This window comes from Symbiopectobacterium purcellii (assembly GCF_052050035.1).
Lineage (GTDB): Bacteria > Pseudomonadota > Gammaproteobacteria > Enterobacterales > Enterobacteriaceae > Symbiopectobacterium > Symbiopectobacterium purcellii_A.
This window is the reverse complement of the sequence record NZ_CP189882.1, coordinates 4501370-4524847: the sequence shown is the minus strand read 5'-3', so window position 1 is coordinate 4524847 and position 23478 is coordinate 4501370. Positions and strand designations below refer to the sequence as shown.

Annotated in this window: 7 protein-coding genes and 6 pseudogenes; 10 read left to right on the top strand and 3 right to left on the bottom strand. The window is 55.9% G+C overall.

Going from position 1 to position 23478, the window contains the following annotated elements:
* Positions 1-21: 21 nt before the first annotated feature.
* Positions 22-288, bottom strand: coding sequence for an IS630 transposase-related protein (locus tag ACQGXV_RS30790; protein WP_440864154.1), 267 nt, complete (start codon positions 286-288; stop codon positions 22-24).
* 82 nt (positions 289-370) lie between these two features.
* Here ACQGXV_RS30790 and ACQGXV_RS30785 point away from each other — a divergent pair.
* The 5 genes and pseudogenes from ACQGXV_RS30785 to ACQGXV_RS30765 form a co-directional block, all read left to right on the top strand.
* A pseudogene (locus ACQGXV_RS30785) lies at positions 371-535 on the top strand (aldehyde dehydrogenase family protein); the annotation flags it as partial.
* Positions 536-1136: 601 nt separating this feature from the next.
* Positions 1137-1280 (top strand): annotated as a pseudogene (locus tag ACQGXV_RS30780) (ABC transporter substrate-binding protein); the annotation flags it as partial.
* A 73-nt stretch (positions 1281-1353) separates the two neighbouring features.
* Positions 1354-1791, top strand: a pseudogene (locus ACQGXV_RS30775) (transposase); the annotation flags it as partial.
* A 92-nt stretch (positions 1792-1883) separates the two neighbouring features.
* Complete coding sequence (locus ACQGXV_RS30770) at positions 1884-2807, top strand: IS5 family transposase (RefSeq protein ID WP_440864153.1); 924 nt, start codon at positions 1884-1886, stop codon at positions 2805-2807.
* Positions 2808-2864: 57 nt separating this feature from the next.
* Positions 2865-3584: pseudogene (locus ACQGXV_RS30765) on the top strand (IS3 family transposase); the annotation flags it as partial.
* Here ACQGXV_RS30765 and ACQGXV_RS30760 read toward each other — a convergent pair.
* Together ACQGXV_RS30760 and ACQGXV_RS30755 are read right to left on the bottom strand one after the other, a co-directional pair.
* A pseudogene (locus tag ACQGXV_RS30760) lies at positions 3551-3709 on the bottom strand (transposase); the annotation flags it as partial. The pseudogenes ACQGXV_RS30765 and ACQGXV_RS30760 sit on opposite strands and share 34 nt — an antisense overlap.
* Before the next feature lie 38 nt (positions 3710-3747).
* Positions 3748-4959, bottom strand: a pseudogene (locus ACQGXV_RS30755) (IS256 family transposase).
* A gap of 506 nt (positions 4960-5465) precedes the next feature.
* Between ACQGXV_RS30755 and ACQGXV_RS30750 the strand changes: the two are divergent.
* The 5 genes from ACQGXV_RS30750 to ACQGXV_RS30730 are packed head-to-tail and all read left to right on the top strand — an operon-like array spanning position 5466 to position 23476.
* Positions 5466-15110, top strand: coding sequence for an amino acid adenylation domain-containing protein (locus tag ACQGXV_RS30750; protein ID WP_440867734.1), 9645 nt, complete (start codon positions 5466-5468; stop codon positions 15108-15110).
* A complete protein-coding gene (locus ACQGXV_RS30745; RefSeq protein ID WP_440864152.1) occupies positions 15107-20521 on the top strand; it encodes an amino acid adenylation domain-containing protein in 5415 nt (1804 codons plus the stop codon). The genes ACQGXV_RS30750 and ACQGXV_RS30745 overlap by 4 nt, the downstream gene beginning before the upstream one ends.
* A complete protein-coding gene (locus ACQGXV_RS30740; RefSeq protein WP_440864151.1) occupies positions 20518-21642 on the top strand; it encodes a saccharopine dehydrogenase NADP-binding domain-containing protein in 1125 nt (374 codons plus the stop codon). The genes ACQGXV_RS30745 and ACQGXV_RS30740 overlap by 4 nt, the downstream gene beginning before the upstream one ends.
* The gene (locus ACQGXV_RS30735; protein ID WP_440864150.1) at positions 21639-22718 is read left to right on the top strand and encodes a Gfo/Idh/MocA family oxidoreductase; all 1080 of its coding nucleotides are present in this window, start codon (positions 21639-21641) and stop codon (positions 22716-22718) included. The genes ACQGXV_RS30740 and ACQGXV_RS30735 overlap by 4 nt, the downstream gene beginning before the upstream one ends.
* A complete protein-coding gene (locus ACQGXV_RS30730; RefSeq protein WP_440864149.1) occupies positions 22715-23476 on the top strand; it encodes a thioesterase II family protein in 762 nt (253 codons plus the stop codon). The genes ACQGXV_RS30735 and ACQGXV_RS30730 overlap by 4 nt, the downstream gene beginning before the upstream one ends.
* Positions 23477-23478: the final 2 nt, after the last annotated feature.

Below are 23478 nucleotides of genomic sequence, written 5' to 3'. Positions count from 1 at the left end.
ACAATAGGTTTACCTTCTTTTTCATACTGTTGTTTTTTTTGTTGAAATCCCTGCCGGGCGTTTTCGTCGGCTTTCGGATGACGTAGAGTTTTTTTTATAGGTCAATCCCAGCTTTTTAAGCGCTTGCCAAATGGCCTTCTGACAAACGCCAAAACGCTCTGCACGTTCTTTTTGGTAAGCATCTGGATATTGTTCAACATCTTTTATCAACTCGGATTTATCGATCTTTCGCTGACGCGTGGTCGATGCTTTTGACTCTATTTGATTAATCCAACGCGATATAGCCAACCGACTTAAAAATGATTACATCCTATGCCCTGATATGCGGCAAAGAATCATAGCTGGATGTTATCAAAATAATGTCGTTTAGCTATATACCCGTGATGCGGTACGCCAGTGGAAGGTGCCGGAAGCGTTGGATTACGGCATGGTCGGTATCAATACCGGTCTTATCTCCAACGAAGTGGCACCGTTTGGTGGGGTGAAACAGTCTGGTTTAGGACGTGAAGGCTCGCGTTTCGGCAGGCTTTGTTGAATAATTTAACCGTTTGATTTACATCTTCTTTAGTTAGAATGCATTTACAGAGAATGTATTTACAGAGAATGTATTTTGTTAGAACGACAAATCAAATAGTTAGCACAATAAAAAGCATTCCGAGAGGAAAAATTAGTCGTTGAAATTTTATAATGCTTATATAAATCAGTATCTTAAATTATTCAACAAAGCCGTTTCGGCATTGAAGATTATCTGGAGATGAAATATCTCTGCGTCGATTTATCGTAATGCCAAGGTGGTACGGTTCAGAAACCCGTTTCTGGCCGTGCCGCATTCTGGCGCTATGTTCTGGCAGTCTCCGCCTTTTGCTGGTGCAGCGTGTAACACGATGCACCACAACAAAGCAAAAAACGCGATGTCAGGGCAGCGTGGCCAGCCATAAAAATTCCCTATGCCTTTTTCAGGCTCCAATCGCGCTAATTCAGCTAATCAACCAGGGGTAATCCGAATTCATGGCACAGGTTATGCTTTTTATTTGATGCATGATGCATCAAATAAATTGTGATGGGTACAGTCCGCATTTTACGTTGACGAACTCTCCAGGAGCCGCACTATGTTGACCAAGAAGTTACCGTCCAAGATGTCCGCAGTGAAAAAAATGGCGCTCGGCGCGCTGGTTACTGCTATGGCTTCACAGGCCTATGCCGAAACCGTAACCGTTGTCTCGTTTGGTGGCTTGAACAAGGACGCTCATGATAAAGCTTTCTACAAACCTTTCGCTGCGTGTAGTGGCATACTGAATTTGGCCACCTAAGTAGAGGTGATATGCTTACCTCATAATTTTTATAGGTGCCAAAATGAGTAAAATAATTACTGCTGAATTTAAATGTGAAACCGCCAAATTAGTCCTTGACCAAAATTATACCTACCAGGAAGCCGCGAAAGCCATGAACGTCAGTCTTTCAGCGATTAGCCGGTGGGTAAGAGCCCTTCGTTTAGAACGTCAAGGGAAAACATCGCCTGGTCTGCCATTAACACCTGAACAAATTGAGTTCAGAGAAATGAAGAAAAAAATCCACCGACTGGAAATGGAGAATTCCATCTTAAAAAAGGCTACTGCGCTCTTAATGTCCGACTCACTGAAAAATTCTCGGTAGTTGAAAAGCTAAGAGCGCTTTATCCAGTGAAAGCGTTGTGTCGTATTTTTAATGTTCACCGAAGCAGTTATCGCTATTGGTGTCGACCTAAGGAGCCAGATATTGAGCGGACGATAAAACGTAGCCTGGTCAGCGAAGCGTGGAACGTTAGTGGGGCTTTGTTGAATAAATCGAACTTTCAGGGGATCGCCGGATCAAAGCACTATGATCGCTCCCGATAGCAGCTCCCCATGGCAAAGCAAAAGTTTAAAATCACCAACTGGCCCACCTACAACAAAGCACTCAGACAACGCGGCTCCCTGACGGTCTGGCTTGATGAGTCGGCCATCGCTGCATGGACTGACAGTTCTTCGCCTGAAGGTCGTGGTCGGCCGCTTTACTACACCGATATGGCTGTTACCACGGTTTTGATGATAAAGCGCGTGTTTAACCTGTCGCTCCGGGCATTACAGGGCTTTGTCGACTCGGTTTTTACACTGATGAGCCTGCCATTGCGCTGCCCGGACTACTCTCTGGTCAGTCGGCGGGCAAAAACCGTCAGTATCAGCATAAAAACGCCAACGCGTGGTGAAATCTCGCATCTGGTCATCGACAGTACCGGTCTGAAGGTCTTTGGCGAAGGTGAATGGAAAGTCAGGCAGCATTGGGCTGACAGACGAAGAGTGTGGCGCAAGCTTCATCTGGCAGCAGACAGTGCGACGCATGAGATTATCTGTGCCGACTTATCGCTCAGCGGAACGACAGATGCGCAGGCACTGCCGGGCCTGATTAACCAAACCCACCGAAAAATCAGGGAAGTGTCAGCAGACGGTGCTTATGACGCCCGTTACTGCCACGATGCGTTGCTAAGAAAGAAAATCAGGCCCCTTATCCCGCCGCGAAGCGGAGCCAAATACTGGCCGGACAAGTACCATGAACGTAACCATGCGGTGGCGAATCAGCGTCTGAGCGGGAGTAATGATATGTGGAAAAAGAAAGTGGGTTATCACCGGCGTTCAGTGGCAGAAACAGCGATGTTCCGCATAAAAACTTTGCTGGGTGGCCATCTGAGCCTGCGTGACTATGAGGCTCAAGTAGGTGAAGCCATAGCGATGGTCAAAGCGCTGAACCGTATGACGTTGTTGGGTATGCCACACAGCGTCAGGATAGGATAACAGGTGTAGCAGAGGGAGTCATCCTGTCGGCTAATTCTGATTTATTCAACAAAGCCCGTTAGTGGCGGGTCTGCGGGCGCAAGGACTATCGCCACGATGGTTACCAATACACACGACGTGAAACTTGGGCGGTGGTTAGCGGGTAAGTTGATGAAAAAATTAACCCTCGCTAGTTGCCAAACAAGAAAACATCAATACAACCGCGGTGGAAATGAACGTATTGATATTCCAAATCTGCTCAATAGGCAGTTCGCTGTTACCAAGCCTGACCAGGTTTGGTGCGGCGATGTAACCTATATTTGGACAGGCGACCGATGGGCGTATCTGGCGGTGGTATTAGATTTATTTGCCCGAAAACCCGTGGGTTGGGCAATGTCGTTTTCGCCAGATTCAGAATTAACAGCCAAAGCACTACAAATGGCTTGGGAACTGTGTGGGCATCCCAAACAAGTCATGTTTCATAGTGACCAAGGAAGCCATTACACCAGTCGTCAGTATAGGCAGGCATTGTGGCGTTATCAGATGACCCAAAGTATGAGTCGCAGAGGAAATTGTTGGGATAATAGTCCGATGGAGCGATTCTTCCGTAGTCTGAAGACTGAATGGGTGCCAACGACTGGCTACCAAAGCTTTAGTACTGCTCAATCATCCATTATTCGCTACATAACCCATTATTATAGCGATGTCAGACCTCACTGGTATAACGGTGGGTTAACACCAAATGAATCAGAACGGCTGTTCCATCAACAGTCAGGTAGGGTGGCCAAATTTAGTTGACCACTACAATAGTTTCTTGCCGTTTTTTCATAACGTGTGGCAATCCGTCTATATTCCTTTAAACGGCCAAAACATCTTTCTACAACGTTGGGACGGCGATAAGCATCACGATAAAGTTGTGAGCGTGAGTTTGTAAAGAATTTCGTGTAAATGGCTCCATCGCTTAACCGGAAATCCGATCTCCATACATCAACATGAATTGGCTCATAGCCGGTTTCCAGTCTCTGATTGGTAGGGTCCATTTAGCCGAGATATTATGCAAGGCTAGATAGAATAATTTTAGCACAGAGTCATCCGTTGGAAATATTCGTCGCGTTTTCGTTATCTTGCGCAATGAAGCATTTAACGACTCTATCGCGTTGGTGGTGTAGATAACCTTGCGAATCTCCGGCGGAAAATCAAAAATGACGATGAGACGTTCCCAATTATTTCTCCACGATGGGCTGATCGTCGGGAACTGCTCATCCCATTTGGCCGCGAAGGCATCCAGGGCCTCTTCAGCGCCCTCTAGCGTTGCGGAACTATAGATAGTGCGGAGGTCAGCAGCAACGGCTTTACGCTCTTTCCAGCCGACGTAGCGCAGCGAGTTCCGCACCTGATGCACGATGCAGAGCTGTACCCGCGTATGCGGGTAAACAGCTTCAATGGCATCAGGAAAGCCCTTCAGGCCATCGCAGCAGGCGATGAAGATGTCCTGTAGCCCACGATTTTTCAGTTCTGTCATTACAGATAACCAGAACTTGGCCCCCTCGGTTTTGGCTATCCATAGCCCCAGCAGCTCTTTTTCGCCCTGGCCGTTGATGCCTAGAGCCAAGTAAACAGACTTGTTGGTCACGGCTCCGCCGTCCTGGCTTTTGACCACAATACAGTCAAGGTAAACAATGGGATAAAACGCATCCAGCGGCCGTTGCTGCTAGCGCTTAACGTCATCCATCACGGCATTGGTCACTTGAGAAATGAAGCCAGCGGAAGCATCGACCCCGTAGACTTCTTTAAAGTGAGCCTGAATATCACGGGTTGATAGCCCTCTGGAATAGAGAGAAATAATGCGGTCATCGAAGCCGTTAAGCTGCTTTTCGTGCTTACCGATCAGTGTCGGCTCGAAGGTACTGTTGCGGTGGCGCGGAATATCGAGCTCGAGCGCCCCATTTTGGCTACGTACGCTCTTGGATGTCTTGCCATTGCGGGAGTTGCCTGAATTATTACCAGCCGGGTCATGCTTAGCATACCCAAGGTGTATCTCCATCTCAGCTTGAAGAACCCGTTCCGCCAGTCTTTTAGTCAGCTCCTTGAGTAGGCCTGATTCACCCAGAAGCTCCTGAGGGGAGTGGCAATCCTGAAGCAGTTGGTCAATAAGTTCGTTGCTGATATGCATTTTTTGTCCTCTGAAGGTTTTCCTCAAAATGCCATTTACACAGATCTTTTTACACTCTCCCCCATGGATTGCCTGCTATCAACCGTAGCGGATCCCTCGACGCGAAATAAATATCGTCTGGTTATATTTTATGGCTGTAAAGCAGAACGACCGCTGCCGCTCGCGCTTTTCCGTACGGTGAATAAAAGCAGAATAACGCTCCTGCTTATATTTTCCTGCGTGCTGATATGCCGCGTATAAATATTTATTTCACAAAGAGAAAAGGCCAAAGAAAAAGCAGGAATAGCATATCGCTGGGGATAAATGTGGCAGATTTAAACAAGGTATTCCTGTTTTCTGAATGCAGAAATCTCAACGTTGCCGTTATTTTGGCTTAACTCATAGGTGAATGTCTTTTGGCATAGCTTATAAAACATGATCTTGGCCGCAATAAATAAACATCATAGGTCTCTGTCAGTGAGTCAAGCCGAAGTCGGACTTCGGCAAGCAAAAGGAGCGTGAACCAGATGGCCAAAAAGGATGCGCTGCTGATCCCTTTATTGAGCAGGATACTCGATGTTCCCGAAGCAGCATTACACGACGACAGGAATCTGATGCACTATGGCATGGACTCGATGCGCACCATGCGTGCCGCGACCTGGTTACGGCGCGAGGGGATCGCCGTTACTTTCTCTGATTTTATCGATAAACGGACCGTTAAAGAGTGGCGTGAGGTGATCTCTGCTGCAAAGGCGTATCGCACGGAGGCCGATGCGGATGCACCGCCGTGCGATACGCCGGGGTTCGAACTGGCCACTATGCAGCACGCCTTTTGGATTGGGCGTAACGAGCGGCAACAACTTGGCGGTGTAAGCGCCCATTTTTATGCTGAATTGGACGGTAAAGCGCTCGATCCAGAACGGCTGGCGAACGCGCTGAACCGCCTGATTCAACGCCATGACATGCTGCGGTTGCGTATTGATCAGGACGCGCGTTTGCGCATTGCGCCGGATAGCCCTTGTCAGCTACAGATCAATGATTTGCGCGAGCTGTCTGCGGAGCAGCGTCATGGGCGTCTGGCCGCGTTGCGTCAGCGCTATACCCATCAGCAGTTGGATATTGCCAATGGTGAAACGCTGATGTTGGCGTTATCGCTGCTGCCAACAGGAGACAGTCGGCTGCACATCGATTTGGATATGATCGCTGGCGATGCCACCAGCCTGCGTCTCTTGCTGCGTGAGTTGGCGCAAGGCTATCGCCAACCGGATTATGCGCTACCGCCGTTGCGGTCAAGCTATCGTGACTACCAACAGCGCTGGCAAGAGAAGCATCAACACCGTCGTGAGCAGGACAGAGCATGGTGGCAAACTCAGTTATCCCGCTTGGCGACATCGCCCACCTTGCCCCTTCAATCATCAGAAAAAACCATACCGGTAACCGAAAGACGCTATCTGTGGCTGAACCCAACGCAGCAGCAGCAATTGATGACGATGAGTCACAAATCTGGACTAAGCGTCCCGGTCGTGCTGGCAACGATTTTTGGCGAGTGTATTGGTTTATGGAGCGGCGGTGCCCCCTTTCTGTTGAATCTGCCAGTGTTTTCCCGCGATGAAGAGATAGAAGACGCCGATCGATTGGTGGGCGATTTTTCCAGCTCAGTACTGATTAACGTTGAGCCGGGCAGTGCCGCGAGCGTTATCGAGCAGGCGCGTCAACTGCAAACTCAGCTTCACCGGGCGCTGGCACATACGGCGTGGAGTGGCGTTGATGTGCTACGCGATCTGTCGCGGCAGCAACAGATCAATGCCAGCCTGGCTCCGGTGGTGTTTACCAGCGCATTGGCGCTGGGCGATCTCTTTGAACCACCAGTGCGCGCGGTGTTAGGGGAGCCCGTGTGGTCGGTTTCTCAGGGGCCGCAGGTGTTGATTGATGCACAGGCTACTGAATACCTGAACGGCATCATGCTGAATTGGGATGTGCGTACTGACAGGTTTGCACCCGGTGTGATCGATGCCATGTTCGATGGGTTTCAGCAACAGGTGCACGCGTTGCTCAACGATACAACGTGCTGGCAGCGCCCACAGCCAGTGCCACCGCCGGTAGCACCCTGGCCGCCAGAGGTTGCCGAACCGGCCAATGCGCCGACGCTGCTGCATCGATTCTTCATGCACGCCGAACGAGAGCCCGATGCTATCGCCTTGCAGTGGGGGGAGCACGGCGTGCTGCATTACGGTGAATTGGCGCAAAATGCCCTGTGCATTGCGCGTTTTCTTCATGAGCAGGGCATCAAAACCGGTGACAGCGTCGCCATCAGTATGGGAAAGGGGCCGGAGCAGGTGATGGCCGTATTAGGCGCCTTGGCTGCGGGGGCAACCTATGTTCCTTGCGGTATTGATATCCCGCTGGCGCGCCGCGAAGCCGTGTATCGCCTGGCGAATGTAGCACTGGTGCTTTGTGACTCCCGCAGTGCCTATCAGCCTGAATGGCCGCAGGGTATCCCGGTGTTTCCACTGGTGCAAGGGCTACAGGCGTTGCCGCTTGCGGCATCGGCCGAGGTGGATGAACAGCGGGCGATGTATGTCATCTTTACCTCCGGCACCACCGGGGAACCGAAAGGCGTCGCGGTTTCGTACCGAGCGGTTGCCAATACGGTGGACGGTGTTGATTCGCTTTTCACTGTTACACCCAGCGATTGTACGATCACGCTATCCGCGCTTGATTTCGATCTCTCTGCCTACGATATCTTCTCCTGCCTGAGCCGCGGCGCTCGCGTGGCGGTGGTTGAAGAACACCAACGCCGGGATGCCCATGCATGGCTGGCGCTTATACAGCGCTATGGTGTCAGCATCATCAGTTGTGTGCCTGCGCTGTTGGATATGATCCTTACCGCCGCCGGAGAAACGCCATTATTTTCTGCCCGGCTGGTTATGCTGGGGGGCGATCGTATTCCGGTGGCATTGGCGGAGCGGTGGTGGCGGCGCACGGCAGGAGCACTTTTCGTTGGGTTGGGCGGTATGACGGAGGCAGCAATCCACTCCACGTTATTCGTGCTGCATGCCGACGACCCGCGCTGGACGCTGGTGCCTTTTGGTACGCCTCTACCCAATATGTATTGTCGTATTGTTGATGCTCTGGGGCGGGATTGCCCTCCTTGGGTAGCCGGAGAACTGTGGGTCAGCGGCCCGGGATTGGCGCTGGGGTATCGTAACGATGCGGCGCGCACCGCGGAGAAGTTTGTGGAATATTCCGAGCGACGCTGGTATCGCAGTGGTGACCGCGCACGCTATTGGCCCGATGGCACCATTGACTATCTCGGGCGTAATGACCAGCAGATAAAGATTCGTGGACACCGTATCGAACCGGGTGAGGTGGAAGCGGCCCTGATGCGCCATCCCGCCATTCACGGCGCCTGCGTAACGGTAGTGGCACAGGCGACCCGCCAACTCTGCGCCACGCTGGTGACCGATGAAAATAACAGCGCCAGCGTCTGGCAAGGCTGGTTGCAGCCGCTGCTGCCACGCTATGCCATTCCCGAACATTACGTAGTTATACCCGCGATGCCAGTAACGGAAAACGGCAAAACGGACCGGGCGAGCGTAGAATACCTCGCCGCATCGCAGATTAACCTGGCGCGCACCCCGCGCAGCACGCCCGAAAACGATATCGAACGGCAGGTTGCCGCGCTGTGGGCCATGCTGTTGAACGTTGACAGCGTGAGCCGTGAGGATAATTTTTTCGTTCTGGGTGGCGACAGCCTTATTGCCACGCGCTTGATTGCGGCGCTACGCGAACGGCAGTTGAGCGCGCCGTTGCATGCTTTATTCATGTCCCCCGAGCTGCGCGATTTTTGCCATTATGTTCAAGCAGAAGCCGCCGTTTCACTGCCCATGCTGGTCGCCGATGACGCCGCGCGCTATCAACCCTTCCCACTCAGTGACATTCAGCGTGCCTTCTGGATTGGCCGCAGTGAACAGATGACGCTGGGCGGCGTCGGCTCGCATTTTTATATCGAATTTGATGGTGAAGGGCTGGATGTCGCACGCCTTGAAGCCGCCTGGCAACAGTTGATCGCGCGTCATGCTATGCTGCGTGCGGTGGTGACCGACGCCGGGGAGCAGCAGGTGCTACCCGACACGCGGCTTTATCATATTGAACGTCATAACGCCTGGGACGACGTTGAAGGGGCGTTGCAGACCTGGCGCGATACGCTGTCGCACCGGGTTTACGATGTGCGTGAGTGGCCGCTGTTTTCCCTTCATGTGGTGGATTACCAACAAGGGGGGGACGCGCGCCAACGGCTGATGGTCAGCCTCGACAGCATGATGTTCGATGGGCGTAGCATCATGATCCTGTTCACTGAATGGGATGCTTTATACCGCAATCCGACGGCGGAATTACCCGCGTTGCGCATCCATTATCGGGATTATCAATGTGGGCAGGCGGATCATAGTGCAGCACTGATGCCGCAGGCGAAGGCCTACTGGCTGGAGCAATTGAAGACGTTGCCCGCGGCGCCCGCCTTGCCGTTGGCGGTGAGACCCGAGACGGTGGCGAAACCCCGCTTCCAGCGCAGGCGCTATGTGTTACCCGCGGAGTCATGGCAGCGTTTTATGTGGCAGGCGCAGCGGCATGGTGTCACCGTCAGCGTGGCGCTGGCGGCGGCCTACGGTGAAGTGCTGGCGTACTGGAGCAATCAGTCTGCACTGGCGCTGAACTTCACGCTGTTCGATAGGCAGCCCTTGCATCCCGATATTAATCGCGTGGTGGGGGATTTCGCCTCCATCCTGTTGCTCGGTTATGAAACTGCGCAGGGTAAAGATTTTTGTCAGGCGACCATGCAATTGCAGCAGCAAGTGGGGGAAGGGCTAAGCCATCGGCAGTTTTCTGGGGTGCAGGTTTTACGGGAACTGGCCCGTTATCACGACCAAAGCATGGCTACGATGCCCGTCGTGTTCACCAGCGTGCTCGGGCTGGAAAAGAATGCATCGATGGCGCTGTCTGACGCGTTTCCCCGCGTACATTATACGCTGACGCAAACGCCGCAGGTGTGGCTCGATGCCAAAGTCAGCGAATCGCATGGGTGTCTGCTGCTGGAGTGGGACGTGGTGGAAGCCCTGTTTCCCCTCGGCGTTATCGACAGCCTGTTTGCCGCATACTGCCATCTGGTCGAAAGCCTGGTACAGGCAGACTGGTGCCAGCCAATATCGTTATCGCTTCCCGCCGAACAGCAGCGTCTAAGGGCGCAAATCAACCAAACGGCGATGGATTTCGGTAACAACACCGTGCCTTACCTGCGCGTTTTTGCTCAAGCACAACGTGCCCCGCAAGCGACGGCGCTGGTATGGGGCGATCACGGCGTAATGCATTACGGTGAGATGACGCGTCAAGCGTTGAGCGTGGCGGCATATCTGGTGCAACAGGGCATGCAGCCAGGTGACAAGGTGGCCATCACTCACCGCAAGGGGGCGGCGCAGATTGTCGGGGTACTAGGGGTGTTGGCGGCGGGAGGCTGCTATGTTCCTTGCAATATTGCGTTACCGCTGGCACGCCGCGAGCAGATTTACCAGGCGGCTCAGGTACGCTGGGTTCTGACTGACGATATGAGCCTGACTCATCTCGATTGGCCTGCCGCATTTCCCGTCGTGGCGCTCAGCACCGCGCTGGCTTGTGCCCCGCTACAAGAACCTGTCATCCAGCCTGATTATGCGCCGATCTACGTTATTTTTACCTCCGGTAGCACTGGAGCACCCAAAGGGGTGGTGGTGAGCCATCGTGCGGTTGCCAATACTATTGATGCCGTCACTCGGCGTTTTGATCTCAGCGTCAGCGATCGTTCCATAACGCTTTCTGCACTGGATTTTGATCTGTCGGCTTTTGATATTTTAACCTTCCTCGGCATCGGTGCTTCGCTGGCCGTGGTCGAAGAGCCTCAGTGGCGTGATGCGGCCGCCTGGGCTGTGTTGATGACTCGCTGGCAGGTTAGCGTGATCAGCGCTGTGCCAGCGCAAGTGGAGATGTTGACCATTGCAGCCCATGACGGTGGGTTGCCGCAGTCGCTGCGGCTGGTGATGGTGGGCGGCGATCGTATCTTGTACGCCTTGCCGCATCAGCTATGGGCGCTGGCGCCTCAAGCGCGCTTTGCGGCCCTGGGCGGCATGACGGAGGCGGCAATCCACGCGACCTGCTACATCGTCACCCACGATGAACCCTGGTGGCCCGCGGCCCCGTATGGCGAGCCGCTGGCGAACATGCGCTGTCGGGTTGTCGATGGACAGGAACGCGATTGTCCGAATGGGGTGAAAGGTGAATTGTGGATCAGTGGTGCTGGACTTGCGGACGGTTATATGGGGGATGCGCAACGCAGCGCGGAGAAGTTTGTCGTGCGCCAGGGCACCACCTGGTACCGCACCGGTGACCGGGCCTATTACCGCGACGACGGCGTGCTGATTTTCTGCGGGCGCACCGATGGGCAAGTCAAAGTGCGGGGATATCGCATCGAACTGGCGGAAATCGAAGGCGCGTTAACACGACTGCCGGAAGTGGATGAGGCGGTTGCCGTGGTTCTGGATGCGCCTTCGCAGCAGGTAGCTGCCGCACTGGTGTGTCCTGAGACCACCGAGATGGCGGACATCAAGTTAACGCTACAGGCGTGGTTACCTGAGTATGAAGTGCCTGAACACCTGATACGCATCGCCCGTGTACCCTTGACGGCCAATGGCAAGATTGACCGAGCAGCCATTCGTGACGAGATGCAGTCCTATCTGAATGGTCTGCGTGATGAACGGGTGGGGGAACGTCCCGTCGGCCGGGCAGAGCAGGTTCTGGCAACGCTGTGGGGCGCATTGCTCGATCTGGACACGGTTACGCGTGAGGCGAACTTTTTTTCACACGGTGGCGACAGCCTGATTGCTACCCGGCTAATTAGCCGCCTGCCCCAGGAGGGGTTTCACGGCTCGCTGGCGTCCCTGTTTCGCCAGCCGGTGCTGCACGCGTTTGCGGCAACGCTGCGGAACGCTACGCCCGAACAGCCGATCCGCTTACACCATGACGCCGCGCAGCGTTATCACCCGTTCCCACTGAATGACGTGCAAGAGGCCTATTGGCTGGGGCGGCGCGACGGGTTTGTACTGGGCGGTATCGCCGCCCAGTGCTACCACGAATATGAACTACAACACGCCGATCTGATGCGTCTTGAACACACCTGGAACCAGTTGGTTATGCGGCATGACATGCTGCGCTGTGTTATCAGTGAGGATGGTCAACAGTCAATCATGGAAGAGGTCCCCTATTTTTACTTCCGTTACCACGATTTACGCCATTTGACCGATGCGTCAGCGCAGTTGGCACTGCTCAGAAACCGAATGGCGCATCAGATTCTGTCTGCGAGTAGCGGCAGGCTCTACGACATTACGTTGATTGACTATGGTGCAGGAAAATCACGACTTGCGGTGCTGTTCGATAATTTGATTGTCGATGGTTTAAGCATGTTGACATTGTTCAGCGAATGGTTCGAATGCTACCAAAATCCGGAGAGTGAACTCCCCCCGCTGGCGATACAATTCCGTGATTATCAGTGCTGGCGTGCGCAGCAGGGGCAGGCGCAAGAGGATATTGTCTACTGGCAGCAGCGCTTTGATGCGTTGCCACCTGCGCCCGCATTGCCGACACGGATGGTGCCTGCAGCCATTATTACACCGCGTTTTCGTCGGCTGGAAACGCAGCTCGATCCCGCACTGTGGCGACAGCTCAGCAATCGCGCGCGTCAGGCGCAAATTACCCCCTCTGTGCTGCTCTTGACCTGCTTTGCAGAAACGTTGAGTCGGTGGAGTGGGCAAAAAGCGTTGGTGATCACCCTGACGCAGTTCGATCGCCAACCGCTTCACCCTGACATCAACCGCGTGGTAGGGGATTTTACCTCGCTGACGCTCGCAGAGTATCACGCCGATAACGCAGAGAGCTGGCTAAGGCACGCCCAGCGGTTGCAGGAACAAGTGTGGCGCGATCTTGGCCACGCCTCCGTGTCCGCTATTTCAGTACAGCGTGAGCTGGCACAGCGGACAGGCAATGAGATGCAGGCCGCACCAGTGGTGTTCACCAGTATGCTGGGGGTGGCCAATGCGCTGGCTAAAACGGTGCCCTGGCCGAACTACACCCGTTCGCAAACGCCGCAGGTGTGGCTTGATCATCAGGCCATTGATTTAGCCGATGGTGTGTTGCTCAGTTGGGATTATCTGGAAGAGCTGTTTTTACCCGACATGATCGAGCAGATGTTTGCCTGGTACTGTCACACGCTGCGCGCGTTGGCAGCCAATGACTGGCTGTCGCCGCCAATGAGGGATTTGCCCGTTGCGCAGCGCCAGATACGACTCCAGGCCAACACGACCGGCGGTCCGATGCCAAATCATCGGGCGCTGCATGACGCCTTTTTCAGCCAGGCGCAGCAGTGGCCCGAGCGCCCAGCGCTGTGGGATAGCGTGAACGGCTACCTGAGCTACGGTGCGCTGCGGGAACAGGCGCTGACGGTTGCGGCCGGGCTGCTACACCACGGTATTCACACGGGAGATTGTGTCGCACTGTGCCTGCCGTCAGGTAGCGAGCGCATGGTGGCGCTGCTCGGCATCCTTGCCGCCGGTGCGGCTTATTTGCCCCTCAATCAGGCGCATCCCGTCGCGCGCCACGCAATGCTTTGTCGTAAAGGACGCGCGAAAGCCGTTATTTGCGACAACGAACTATCGTTCGCCTTACCGACTTACTCGCTGGCCTCATTACGGGCCAACGCGCCGTTAACGGCACCGATTATTCCGCCGGACGATACGCTTGCCTATGTGCTGTTTACCTCTGGAACCACCGGGGAGCCCAAAGGCGTAATGATTGAACACCGTAATGTCCTCAATACGCTGGAGACGGTGTGTCAGCAACTTGATATCTCGGCACAGGATGTCTTTCTGGCCGTTTCTGCGTTGGATTTTGACCTGTCGGTGTTTGATCTGTTCGCCACGCTGAGCGTGGGGGGGCTGATGGTGTTGGTGGAAGACTCGCCCCATCATGATGCAGATCGCTGGTTAACGCTGATGTCTACCCACGGTGTCAGCGTATGGAACAGTGTGCCATCGCTGTTCGATATGCTGCATACCTTGGCGCGTGCGCGGCAGGTGACACTGCCCGATCTGCGTATTGCCTTGTTATCGGGAGATTGGGTGGAGCCTGATAGCGGAGAACGGCTGCGCACGTTCGCGCCGTCAGCACAGGGGTTTGCGTTGGGCGGTGCTACCGAGGCCGCAATCTGGTCCTCGATATGGCCGCTCTCCTCACCGCGACCGGAAGGATGCCACTCGGTGCCCTACGGTTTCCCTCTGAGAAATCAGCGTTTCCGCGTAGTGGACACATTGGGCAATGACACGCCCGATTGGGTGCCCGGTGAACTGTGGATTGGCGGGTTGGGGGTAGCACGCGGTTATTGTGCGGATGCGCGCTTGACGGCGCTGCACTTCAACGGTGATTACCTGTGGCGTTGGTATCGTACCGGCGATCGCGCTCGCTACCGCCCAAACGGTGTGCTGGAGTTTTTAGGACGCATCGATAATCAAATCAAGTTACAGGGTCACAGAATTGAACTGAGTGAAATTGAATCCATCTTGCAGCGTCACCCACAGGTGCGTCAGGCGGTTGCCGTAGTGCAGGGCGATGGCGCTACGGCAGGATTGCACGCTTATGTCCAGATGGATGCTGCTGAAGACACGATCAACGAGCTTCTGAGTGCACTGCACCATGAACTGCGTATCACCTTGCCGGGCTATGCGATTCCGGGGGCAATATCGTCTGTTACCACCTGGCCGCTGACGCCCAACGGGAAAATCGACAGGCGTCAGTTAGCGTTATCGTCACCGTACTCAACGTCCCACCACCCCAACAAGGTCAGCGAATTGCAGCATGTGGTTGCCATGTTGTGGCAACAACTCGTGGAAGGGCAGCTGCCATTGGGCACTGATTCCTTCTTCCGCGCGGGCGGTAACTCGTTGCTGGGGACAAAATTGGTCGCTCAGGTGTGTGATCGATTTTCTATCAATCTGACCATAAAGGAGTTTTTCTATGATGCAACCTTATCTGGTCTGTGTGCCTGTGTTGAAAGGCATTTAGCCGACCGCGCTCGAATGGAGGAGGGATCGCTATGAATATCGCCGATTTTGTTGCCACGCTGGAGTTACAGGGCATCGAGTTGTGGAGCGAAGGGAATAATCTGCACTTTCGGGCGCCTGCCGGAACCTTGAGTGAAACGGTGAAAGAAGCGCTGCGCGAACACAAGCCTGCGCTATTGGTCTATCTGGCAAGCCGGAATGAGAGCGAGGCGATTCACTGCGATCGTCAAGGTCGCTTTACGCCATTCCCCCTGACGGAAACTCAGCAGGCGTGGCTGATCGGGCGTCACAGCGCTTTCACCTACGGCGGTCTGGCGTGTCGTGGGTTTCTTGCTGTGAGTTTCCCCGCTGTGCTGGAGCCCGTGCGGCTCGAGCAGGCATTGCAGCAGTTGATTGCTCGCCACGACATGCTACGGGTGGTGGTGAAAGAGGAAGGCTTTCAGCGCGTTCTGGCAACAGTGCCTGATTATGCGCTGCCCAGCAGCGATCTACGCCATCTTAGTACTGAAGCGGCGCAGCGCGCTGTGGAGCGGCTACGCGATACCCTGTTGTCAGCCCCGTCTGATTACGCCACCTGGCCGCTGTTCGCGGCGCATGCGGTGCGGTTGGCCCGTGATACACAGTTGCTGTTGGCCGTTGAACTGATCGCGTTGGATGCGGCCAGCCTCTATCTGTTGGTCGATGAGCTTGCGCTGCTGTTGTTCAATCCGGAACAGCTTCTCCCTGCGCCTGACATTACCTTTCGTGACTGCGTGATTGCCCGGCGTGCCGCACGTGAAGGAAAACGCTATCGAGACGATCGACACTATTGGCTGGCACGCCTTGATGCCCTGCCTGACGCGCCGCAACTGCCGCTGGCGGAAGCCGTGGCCGATGCGCCTTTTCTGCGCCGTCATCGGCTGCTGTCGGCGAGTCAGGTCAGACTGCTCGGCTCACTGGCTGGCGAACATCAGGTGACATTGAGCGTATTGTTGCTCGGGGCGTTTGCCCAGGTGCTGGCGCTGTACAGTCAACAGCGTCATTTCACACTGAATTTGCCCGTGTCTAGGCGCGATCAACGTCACCACGATATCCAGCGCGTGGTGGGCGATTTTACTGACACCGTGCTGCTTGAGGTTGATTTACAAGGTGTGGTCCCGTTTGGCGAACAGCTGCGTGTGCTCAGTCAGCGCCTGTGTGACGCGATGGATCACGTCAGCTACTCCGGGTTAGACGTGCTCAGAGAGCTTTCTCGCCGTCGCGGGGACGCCCAAATAATGCCCGTGGTGTTTACCAGCACATTGGGGCAACGCGGACACCGCGAGGGGAAAAAGCCTTGCTATCACCTTGTTCAAGGCATGACGCAGACGCCGCAGGTGCTGATCGATTGCCAGGTGGTTGAGCAACCAGAAGGGATCCTGGTGGCATGGGATTCGCGCGAGGCGCTGTTTCCTCCGGCCTTGATTGAGCAGGCGTTCGAAGTGTATAGCAGTTTTATCAATCGGCTAATTGAAGACGGTGAGGGCTGCATGCCGCAGGCCCGCCCGGTGCCGCTGCCCGCCTCATTGTGCCATGTGCGTCAGTATGCCAACGCGACCTGTAGGACCCATCCGACCCAGTTGCTGCATCAGGGGATTGTAGCGCAGGCTGAACGGCATCCCGAAGGTATCGCAGTCATTGATGAACACGGTGCACTGAGCTACCAACAACTGCTGGCGCAGGCCCGCAGGCTGGCCGCACAGTTGCAGCAGGCGGGGCATCAACCTACGCAACGGGTTGCCATTTTCTGTGACAAGGGGCGGGGGCAGGCGCTGGCCGTGCTTGCAACGCTACTGTGCGGGGGATGCTATGTGCCGTTTTACTTGAAGCAACCGACGGCGCGTCGCGACCTGATGTTGCAAGATGCTGACATTGCGTGGGCCATTGCCGACGATCTCACGTTGCTTCCCGCAGGTATCCAGGTGTTTGACTGGCGATGTGACTCGCCAGTGTGCGATTTCACACCGGTATCGGTGGCACCGGAGCAGCCCGCATACCTGATTTATACCTCAGGCTCTACCGGCACACCGAAAGGGGTGGTGATGTCTCATCAGGCTGCCTGGAATACGCTGGCCGACATCAACAACCGATTTGCCGTGGGGCCGCAGGATGCTATGCTGGCTTTGGCTAATCTCTCCTTCGATCTCGCCGTTTATGACCTATTTGGAGTGCTGGCCGCCGGAGGGCGTCTGGTCTATCCCCACGCAGATCAGCAGGGCGATCCGGCGCACTGGGCGCAGCAGATTCAGCGTCATGGCATCACCTTGTGGAACAGCGTGCCGTCACAGTTGCAGATGCTATGTAATGTCCAGCAACCATTGGCACCGCTACGCGTGGTGCTGGTCTCCGGGGATTGGGTGCCGCGTAGCCTGACGGAATCGCTGTCGGCGTTGCAGGCATCCGCAGAGATGTTTGCCCTGGGGGGTGCCACTGAGGCGGGCATTTGGTCGGTGTGCTGCCCGGTCAATGCGCTGGAGGCCCACTGGGTTCATGCCCCTTATGGCGCGCCCCTCGCCAACCAGCGCCTGTACGTTCTGGACGACGCAATGAATGACCGCCCCGATTGGGTAGAGGGAGAAATTGCCATCGCCGGAGCCAGCCTGGCTGACGGATACTGGCAGGATGCCGAAAAAACGGCGCAACGTTTTGTTACCGCGCGCAATGGTGAGCGTCGTTACCTTACTGGCGATCGAGGGCGTTATTGGCCCGACGGCCGTATCGAATTTCGTGGTCGCTATGACCAGCAGGTGAAAATCCACGGTCACCGGGTAGAACTGGGCGAGATCACCGCGACGCTACGCCAACATCCGGCGGTTGCGGATGGCATTGCGCTGTTGACGGCAGAGGGGACGTTGCACGGTGTAGTCGAAACGGCTGCCGGACAGCAGTCCGCCGCCACCTCAGTGACAGATGCTGCCCGAGACTGCGCACATCAACTCGAACGGGGGATGGATGCCCCGGCCTTCATGGCATTGATGGCAGCGGCGGACCGGGTGGCCATGCTCGCGATGGCAGCCCGGTTACGTGCCGATGGGTTATTCGGCGCGGAGGCGGTTTACCATTCATTAGACGAGATATATCAGGCAACACATGTGGCGCAGACGCATCAGCGCTTGCTGCGTCGCTGGTTGGATGCCTTGGTCGGGGCGCGGGCGTTAACGCGCGATGCACAAGGTCATTACCGTGACTTGATACCGAGTGATACAGCGGCGCTTGACGATGCCTGGCAACAGGTTGACCGCCTCGAACAGCGTACTCGCTATGGCAGTCTGACATTGAATTACATCCGGGCGTGCAGTGAAGATCTGGCAGGGCTATTACGCGGTGAGCGAGATGTGCGTGGGCTGCTGTTTCCACAAGGCGAACTGTCGACGGCGCAGGCCGCCTACCGTGATAACGTGGCGAGCCGCAGCATGAATGCCATCGCTATTGCAGCCATTACCGAATTTGCGAAGCAGTGCGAACGGCCATTGCGCTTGCTGGAAGTGGGGGCGGGGGTGGCGGGGACGGCCAGCGAGTTGGTTCCTGCGCTGGCGGCCTATGGAACTGAATACTGGTTTACTGATTTGTCGACGTTCTTCCTGACAGAATCGCGTAAACGCTTTGCTGACTACGACGGTATGCACTACGGCCTGTTTGATATGAACCTACCCGCCGCGGCGCAGGGCATGCAGGCCAACAGCATGGACGTTATCCTGTGCGCCAACGCGTTGCACAATGCACGACACGCGGGTGAGGTGCTGGCCGGTCTGGCGCAATTGCTGACACCGGGCGGCATTCTGGTGTTTATTGAACCGGTACGGCGCCATAACTACCCGCTGTTAGTGTCGATGGAGTTCTTCCCTGAACTGACCGGATTTACCGATCTGCGTGCAGAAACCGATCAGACCTTCTTTACCCGTGAACAGTGGCTCGATTTATTGCAGCAGGCGGGCGCGACTCTGCTTGACTGCTCACCTGCTGCGCACAGCGCCTTGGCAACGTCGGGACAGGGCGTCTTTATCGCTCAGTTTAAAACCGATCGTGCCAGTGTGTGTGATGCACGCCTGCGGGCGTACCTGCAAACGCGGTTACCGGTGTACATGATACCGACACAGTTGCATGTCTGGGATACCTTGCCGCGCACTGCTAGCGGCAAAATAGACAGACCGATGCTGGCGAAAATGCTGGTGAGCCACGGGTCAATCGCGGCATCGCAGGTGCAGGGTGATGCGCTGAGTGACGCACTGGAACAGGATATTGCTGCCATCTGGAGCGAGGTTCTCGACACGGAGATCGTCACACGGGACGCCGATTTTTATGCTTGTGGCGGCGATTCACTGTTGCTGTCGCGCATGATTGGCCGACTGCGCGAGCGCGTCCCTGCGGCCAACGCGCTGACCTGGGGCAGTTTGCTGCGCCATTTGCTACAAGAACCCACGTTAAAATCGCTTTCTGCAAGGCTGCGTCAGGTGGAAAAACAACAAACGGTGGCGTCCCCCTCACAGGTTCCTCTGGTGGCCTTATGGGAAACGGCGGGCGTGTCGTCACACGCCTGTGTGTTGTTACATGCGGGTAGTGGCGATATGCAGCCCTATCGACACGTGCTGCCGGAATTGGATAAATCAGGCTATTCCTGCGGAATCGGGATTGAACTGCCTTCACTGACGGCGTTTATGGCGTTACCCCCGTCGCAGGCGCTGCTCAGACTGGCGGGACAGTATGCTGATGCACTTTGCGAACGGGGAGAGCGTTTCACGCTAATCGGCTACTGTTTGGGGGGATTGCTGGCAGCAGAAATGGCTCGTCAGCTCAGTGAGCGCGGCGTCGGCGTGCAACAATTGGTGGTGATTAGCGCCTGGCAGCCACCGCGCGTGGACGATGTGCGTCTGGTTGAGTATGTGTTTGCCCGTTCACACGGCGCATGCATGGAGGCGTTGCGTTTGCCATCGGAATCGGCGCTGGCAGAGGTTGTTCATTACGTGCTGCGTGAAACACCGTCCCACATCCCCGCTGGTGCATTTGACCGCTTGTCTGAGGCCTATCAGCCAGTCGGTGACGCACTGAGTCAATGGGCGATGAAACCGCTGAATGAGCGATTGCGCGCCTTGCAAGCCGGTGGTGATGCGCAGGGAGCCTACCTTGCTCCCGCAGATGAAGTGCAGGCCTTTGCGGAGCGTCATGCGCTGTTCCATCACTGCATGGCTGCTGTGGGTGAACATCAGCCTGCGCCCTGGACGGGAAAAACCGTGCTGATACGTAACAGTGCGAGCGATCCACTATTGCCGGGTATGCCGCAGGATGTCACCGACTATTGGCAACGTCTGAGTCTTGGCGATCTGACCGTGGTGGACACGCCTGGCGATCATTTCAGTTGCATGACGCAGCAACACGCTGCGTCCCTGGCTGACTGTATCGCACGACACACGCGCCCGGAGGCGGCGCTGTGAAGCGGTTTTGCATCGCGATTCTGGGGGCGACAGGCAGTATCGGACGAGAAGTTACCCATTGGTTAGGCGCGGCGGGATACACATTACGCCTCGGTGCCAGGCAGCCCGAGGCGCTGTGCGCGCTTGCACAGCGGGTTAACGCGCAGGCGCAGGTGGTCGATCTCTATCAGCAAGCGGAATTGGATGCCTTTAGTCAGGGCTGCGCACTGGTGGTGAACTGTGCAGGACCGTCCTATCTGGTGCTCGATCGGGTTGCGCGCAGTGCCGCTCGGGCCGGTGCACATTATATCGATGTGTCCGGCGATGCGCCGGTATGGCATTTGCTGCAACAAACACCAACCTGCTCACGCGGCTGGATCGCCGTGCTCTCGGCGGGCATGTTGCCGGGATTAGCCAATTTGATGCCAGATTGGCTGGGCGTGTTGAGTGATGATGCCATTAACGTATACAGCGGCGGACGTGAAAGTGTACGCGGTGCCGCAGCGGGGGATCTGGTGCTGTCGGTCAACGATCAGTACGGCACGGTAGCGGCCAGTAGCTACTGGTATGGCGAAGCGAGCGCTTTCTGGGTCAAGGTAGAGCCGCATTTACGCCGGCTATCGACAGAATTGCGCCATGATTTGGCGCATTTCCCCGGTGAATTAACGTTGCTTCCGTTTCTCAGTAGCGATGCTGAGCGCCTGGCATTACGCCATCAATTGCGCGAACTGCGCTGGTATAACGTGTTTAGCGGCAGCTTATTGCGTGAGACGCTGACCGGTTTACGCGGTTGGGTCAACAGTGCTGAACGTCTGGCGCAGGCGGTGGCTCAGGTTGAGCAGGCCAGTGAACTCGATCTGCTGGGGCACTCGCCGTATTACCGACTGGTATTCGATCTTATCCCTCACCACGCACCGCGCCGCCGCGCGGTGATCTCCACTGACAGCAGCGCGGCGTTAACCGCCGCCGTTACGGTGAGCACGGTGAATGCGTTATTACGGGGTGACATTGCCCCCGGTGTACATTTCGCGGATGACGTCCTGATGGCGACACAAACCTTTAACGACGTTATCCGCCTACATCCGGGTACGCAGATTCGTCAATACCTGCCTGATGAACGCCTCGAAGAGGGAAAACTATGACCCGCAAAATAAAGGCTGTCGTGTGCGGCACCGCGTTTGGCCGTTTTTATCTTCGAGCATTGGCGATACATCCGAACATTGAACTGGTTGGGATCTTGTCGCGTGGCTCTGAGGCTTCCGCGCGCTGTGCCTGCGAGCTGGGTATTGCGCATTATCACTCGGTGAATGAATTGCCGGATACGATAACGCTGGCCTGCGTGGTGGTGCGCGCTGGCGTATCCGGTGGCAACGGTGCAGAGATCGCGTGTGCGTTGCTGCGCCGTGGAATCCACGTTTTACAGGAGCACCCACTGCATCCTGATGAACTGGCGCACTGTTTTCGTACTGCTTATCAGTATGGTGTGCGCTATGACGTCAATGCATTTTATCCCCATGTGTGCGCAGTGATGCGCTTCTTGCAGGCCGCGGCGTTGCTGCTTAAGCAACAACCGATCGCTTATCTGGAGGGGGTCTGTGGCGCACAAGTGTTGTATCCCTGGCTGGATATGGCGGCGCGGGCGCTGGGGCGTTTGCAACCTTGTCGACTGACGCTGGCGCAGCCAGCGCACACCGGCCCCTACACCACGATTCAGGGCGATATTGGTGGTGTCCCGGTGACTCTGCGCGTACAAAATCAGATCCATCCGGGGGATGCCGATAACCATGCGTTTTTGCTGCACCGCATGACGCTGGCGGCGGACAGCGGCGTTTTGACATTAGCGGATACGCACGGTCCAGCCCTGTGGCAACCTCGTTTGCACACCCACCGTGATACCACTCACCGTTTGGTGTTGGACGGACCGGGCACAGAACGCTTGGCGGCGCTGAGCAGTAGCACTCTGCCGGGCAGTGAGCCTGACACCTTTCGCGCCGTATTCGATAGCCAATGGCCGCAGGCGATCAATCGGGCGCTGGATGCTTTTATCATAAGTATCGGAAACCCGGCCTTGGCCCAGAGCCAATCCGCTTGGACATTGAGCGTTACGCGCAGTTGGCATCTGATTTCAACCCTGCTCGGTCCCCCCGTGTTGATTGAACCCGAAACGCCACCCGAGGTGGCGCTGTGCCAGCAATTGTGCCAACAGGAGGCCGAATGACCCGTCATTTCTTGCGTTTTTTTACTCCGACCTCGGCGTGGCAACCGCTGCTGGTTTGTCTGCCCTATGCCGGGGGCGGAGCTAGCGCATTTCGCGCCTGGTCAACGCTGTTTGATACGCAGATCGCCGTGGCTGCTGTGCAATATCCAGGGCGAGAAGATCGTTTTACCGAAGCGACTATCGATGACATGTCACGCTTGCTGACCACGCTGATGACCGAATTGCAACGCGATATCGCGACCCGGCCCTACGCGCTGCTGGGGCACAGCATGGGCGGTGCGATTGCGCATGAGTTGGCTATCCAGTTGGAAGCACAGGGGATGCCGCCGCGACATCTGTTTATTTCTGGCCGACAACCCCCCCGTTATCACCCGCGCGACAGCGCTGTTCATCGCAGCAGTGACAGCGATATTCTGGCTGAGCTGCGCCGTTTGAATCCGCGCAACAATGCGCTTGTGGAATCGCCGGAATTAGCGGCTCTGCTGGTGCCGATTATCCGCAGTGACTATTGCTTGATCGAAAACTATCGGCCTCATAACACGCCTGTGATTGGGTGTCCGATTGATGTGCTCGCCGGACGGGACGATCCCGATCTTCCCGCCGATCAAGCCTGCGCCTGGGCCGATTACACCTCCGCATCGTGTCAGGTGCATATTTTTCCCGGTGACCATTTCTTTATCAATCAGCAACGCGATGCGGTGGTTGACACCGTGCAGCAGGCGTTTCTCTCCTCGCTCACACCTTGCACAAAAGGATAAAC

Excerpts from the sequence above, each read along its gene's own strand:
- ACQGXV_RS30750 (WP_440867734.1), top strand. The coding sequence starts at position 5,466 with ATGGCCAAAAAGGATGCGCTGCTGATCCCTTTATTGAGCAGGATACTC.
- ACQGXV_RS30745 (WP_440864152.1), top strand. The coding sequence starts at position 15,107 with ATGAATATCGCCGATTTTGTTGCCACGCTGGAGTTACAGGGCATCGAG.
- ACQGXV_RS30735 (WP_440864150.1), top strand. The coding sequence starts at position 21,639 with ATGACCCGCAAAATAAAGGCTGTCGTGTGCGGCACCGCGTTTGGCCGT.
- ACQGXV_RS30730 (WP_440864149.1), top strand. The coding sequence starts at position 22,715 with ATGACCCGTCATTTCTTGCGTTTTTTTACTCCGACCTCGGCGTGGCAA.
- ACQGXV_RS30770 (WP_440864153.1), top strand. The coding sequence starts at position 1,884 with ATGGCAAAGCAAAAGTTTAAAATCACCAACTGGCCCACCTACAACAAA.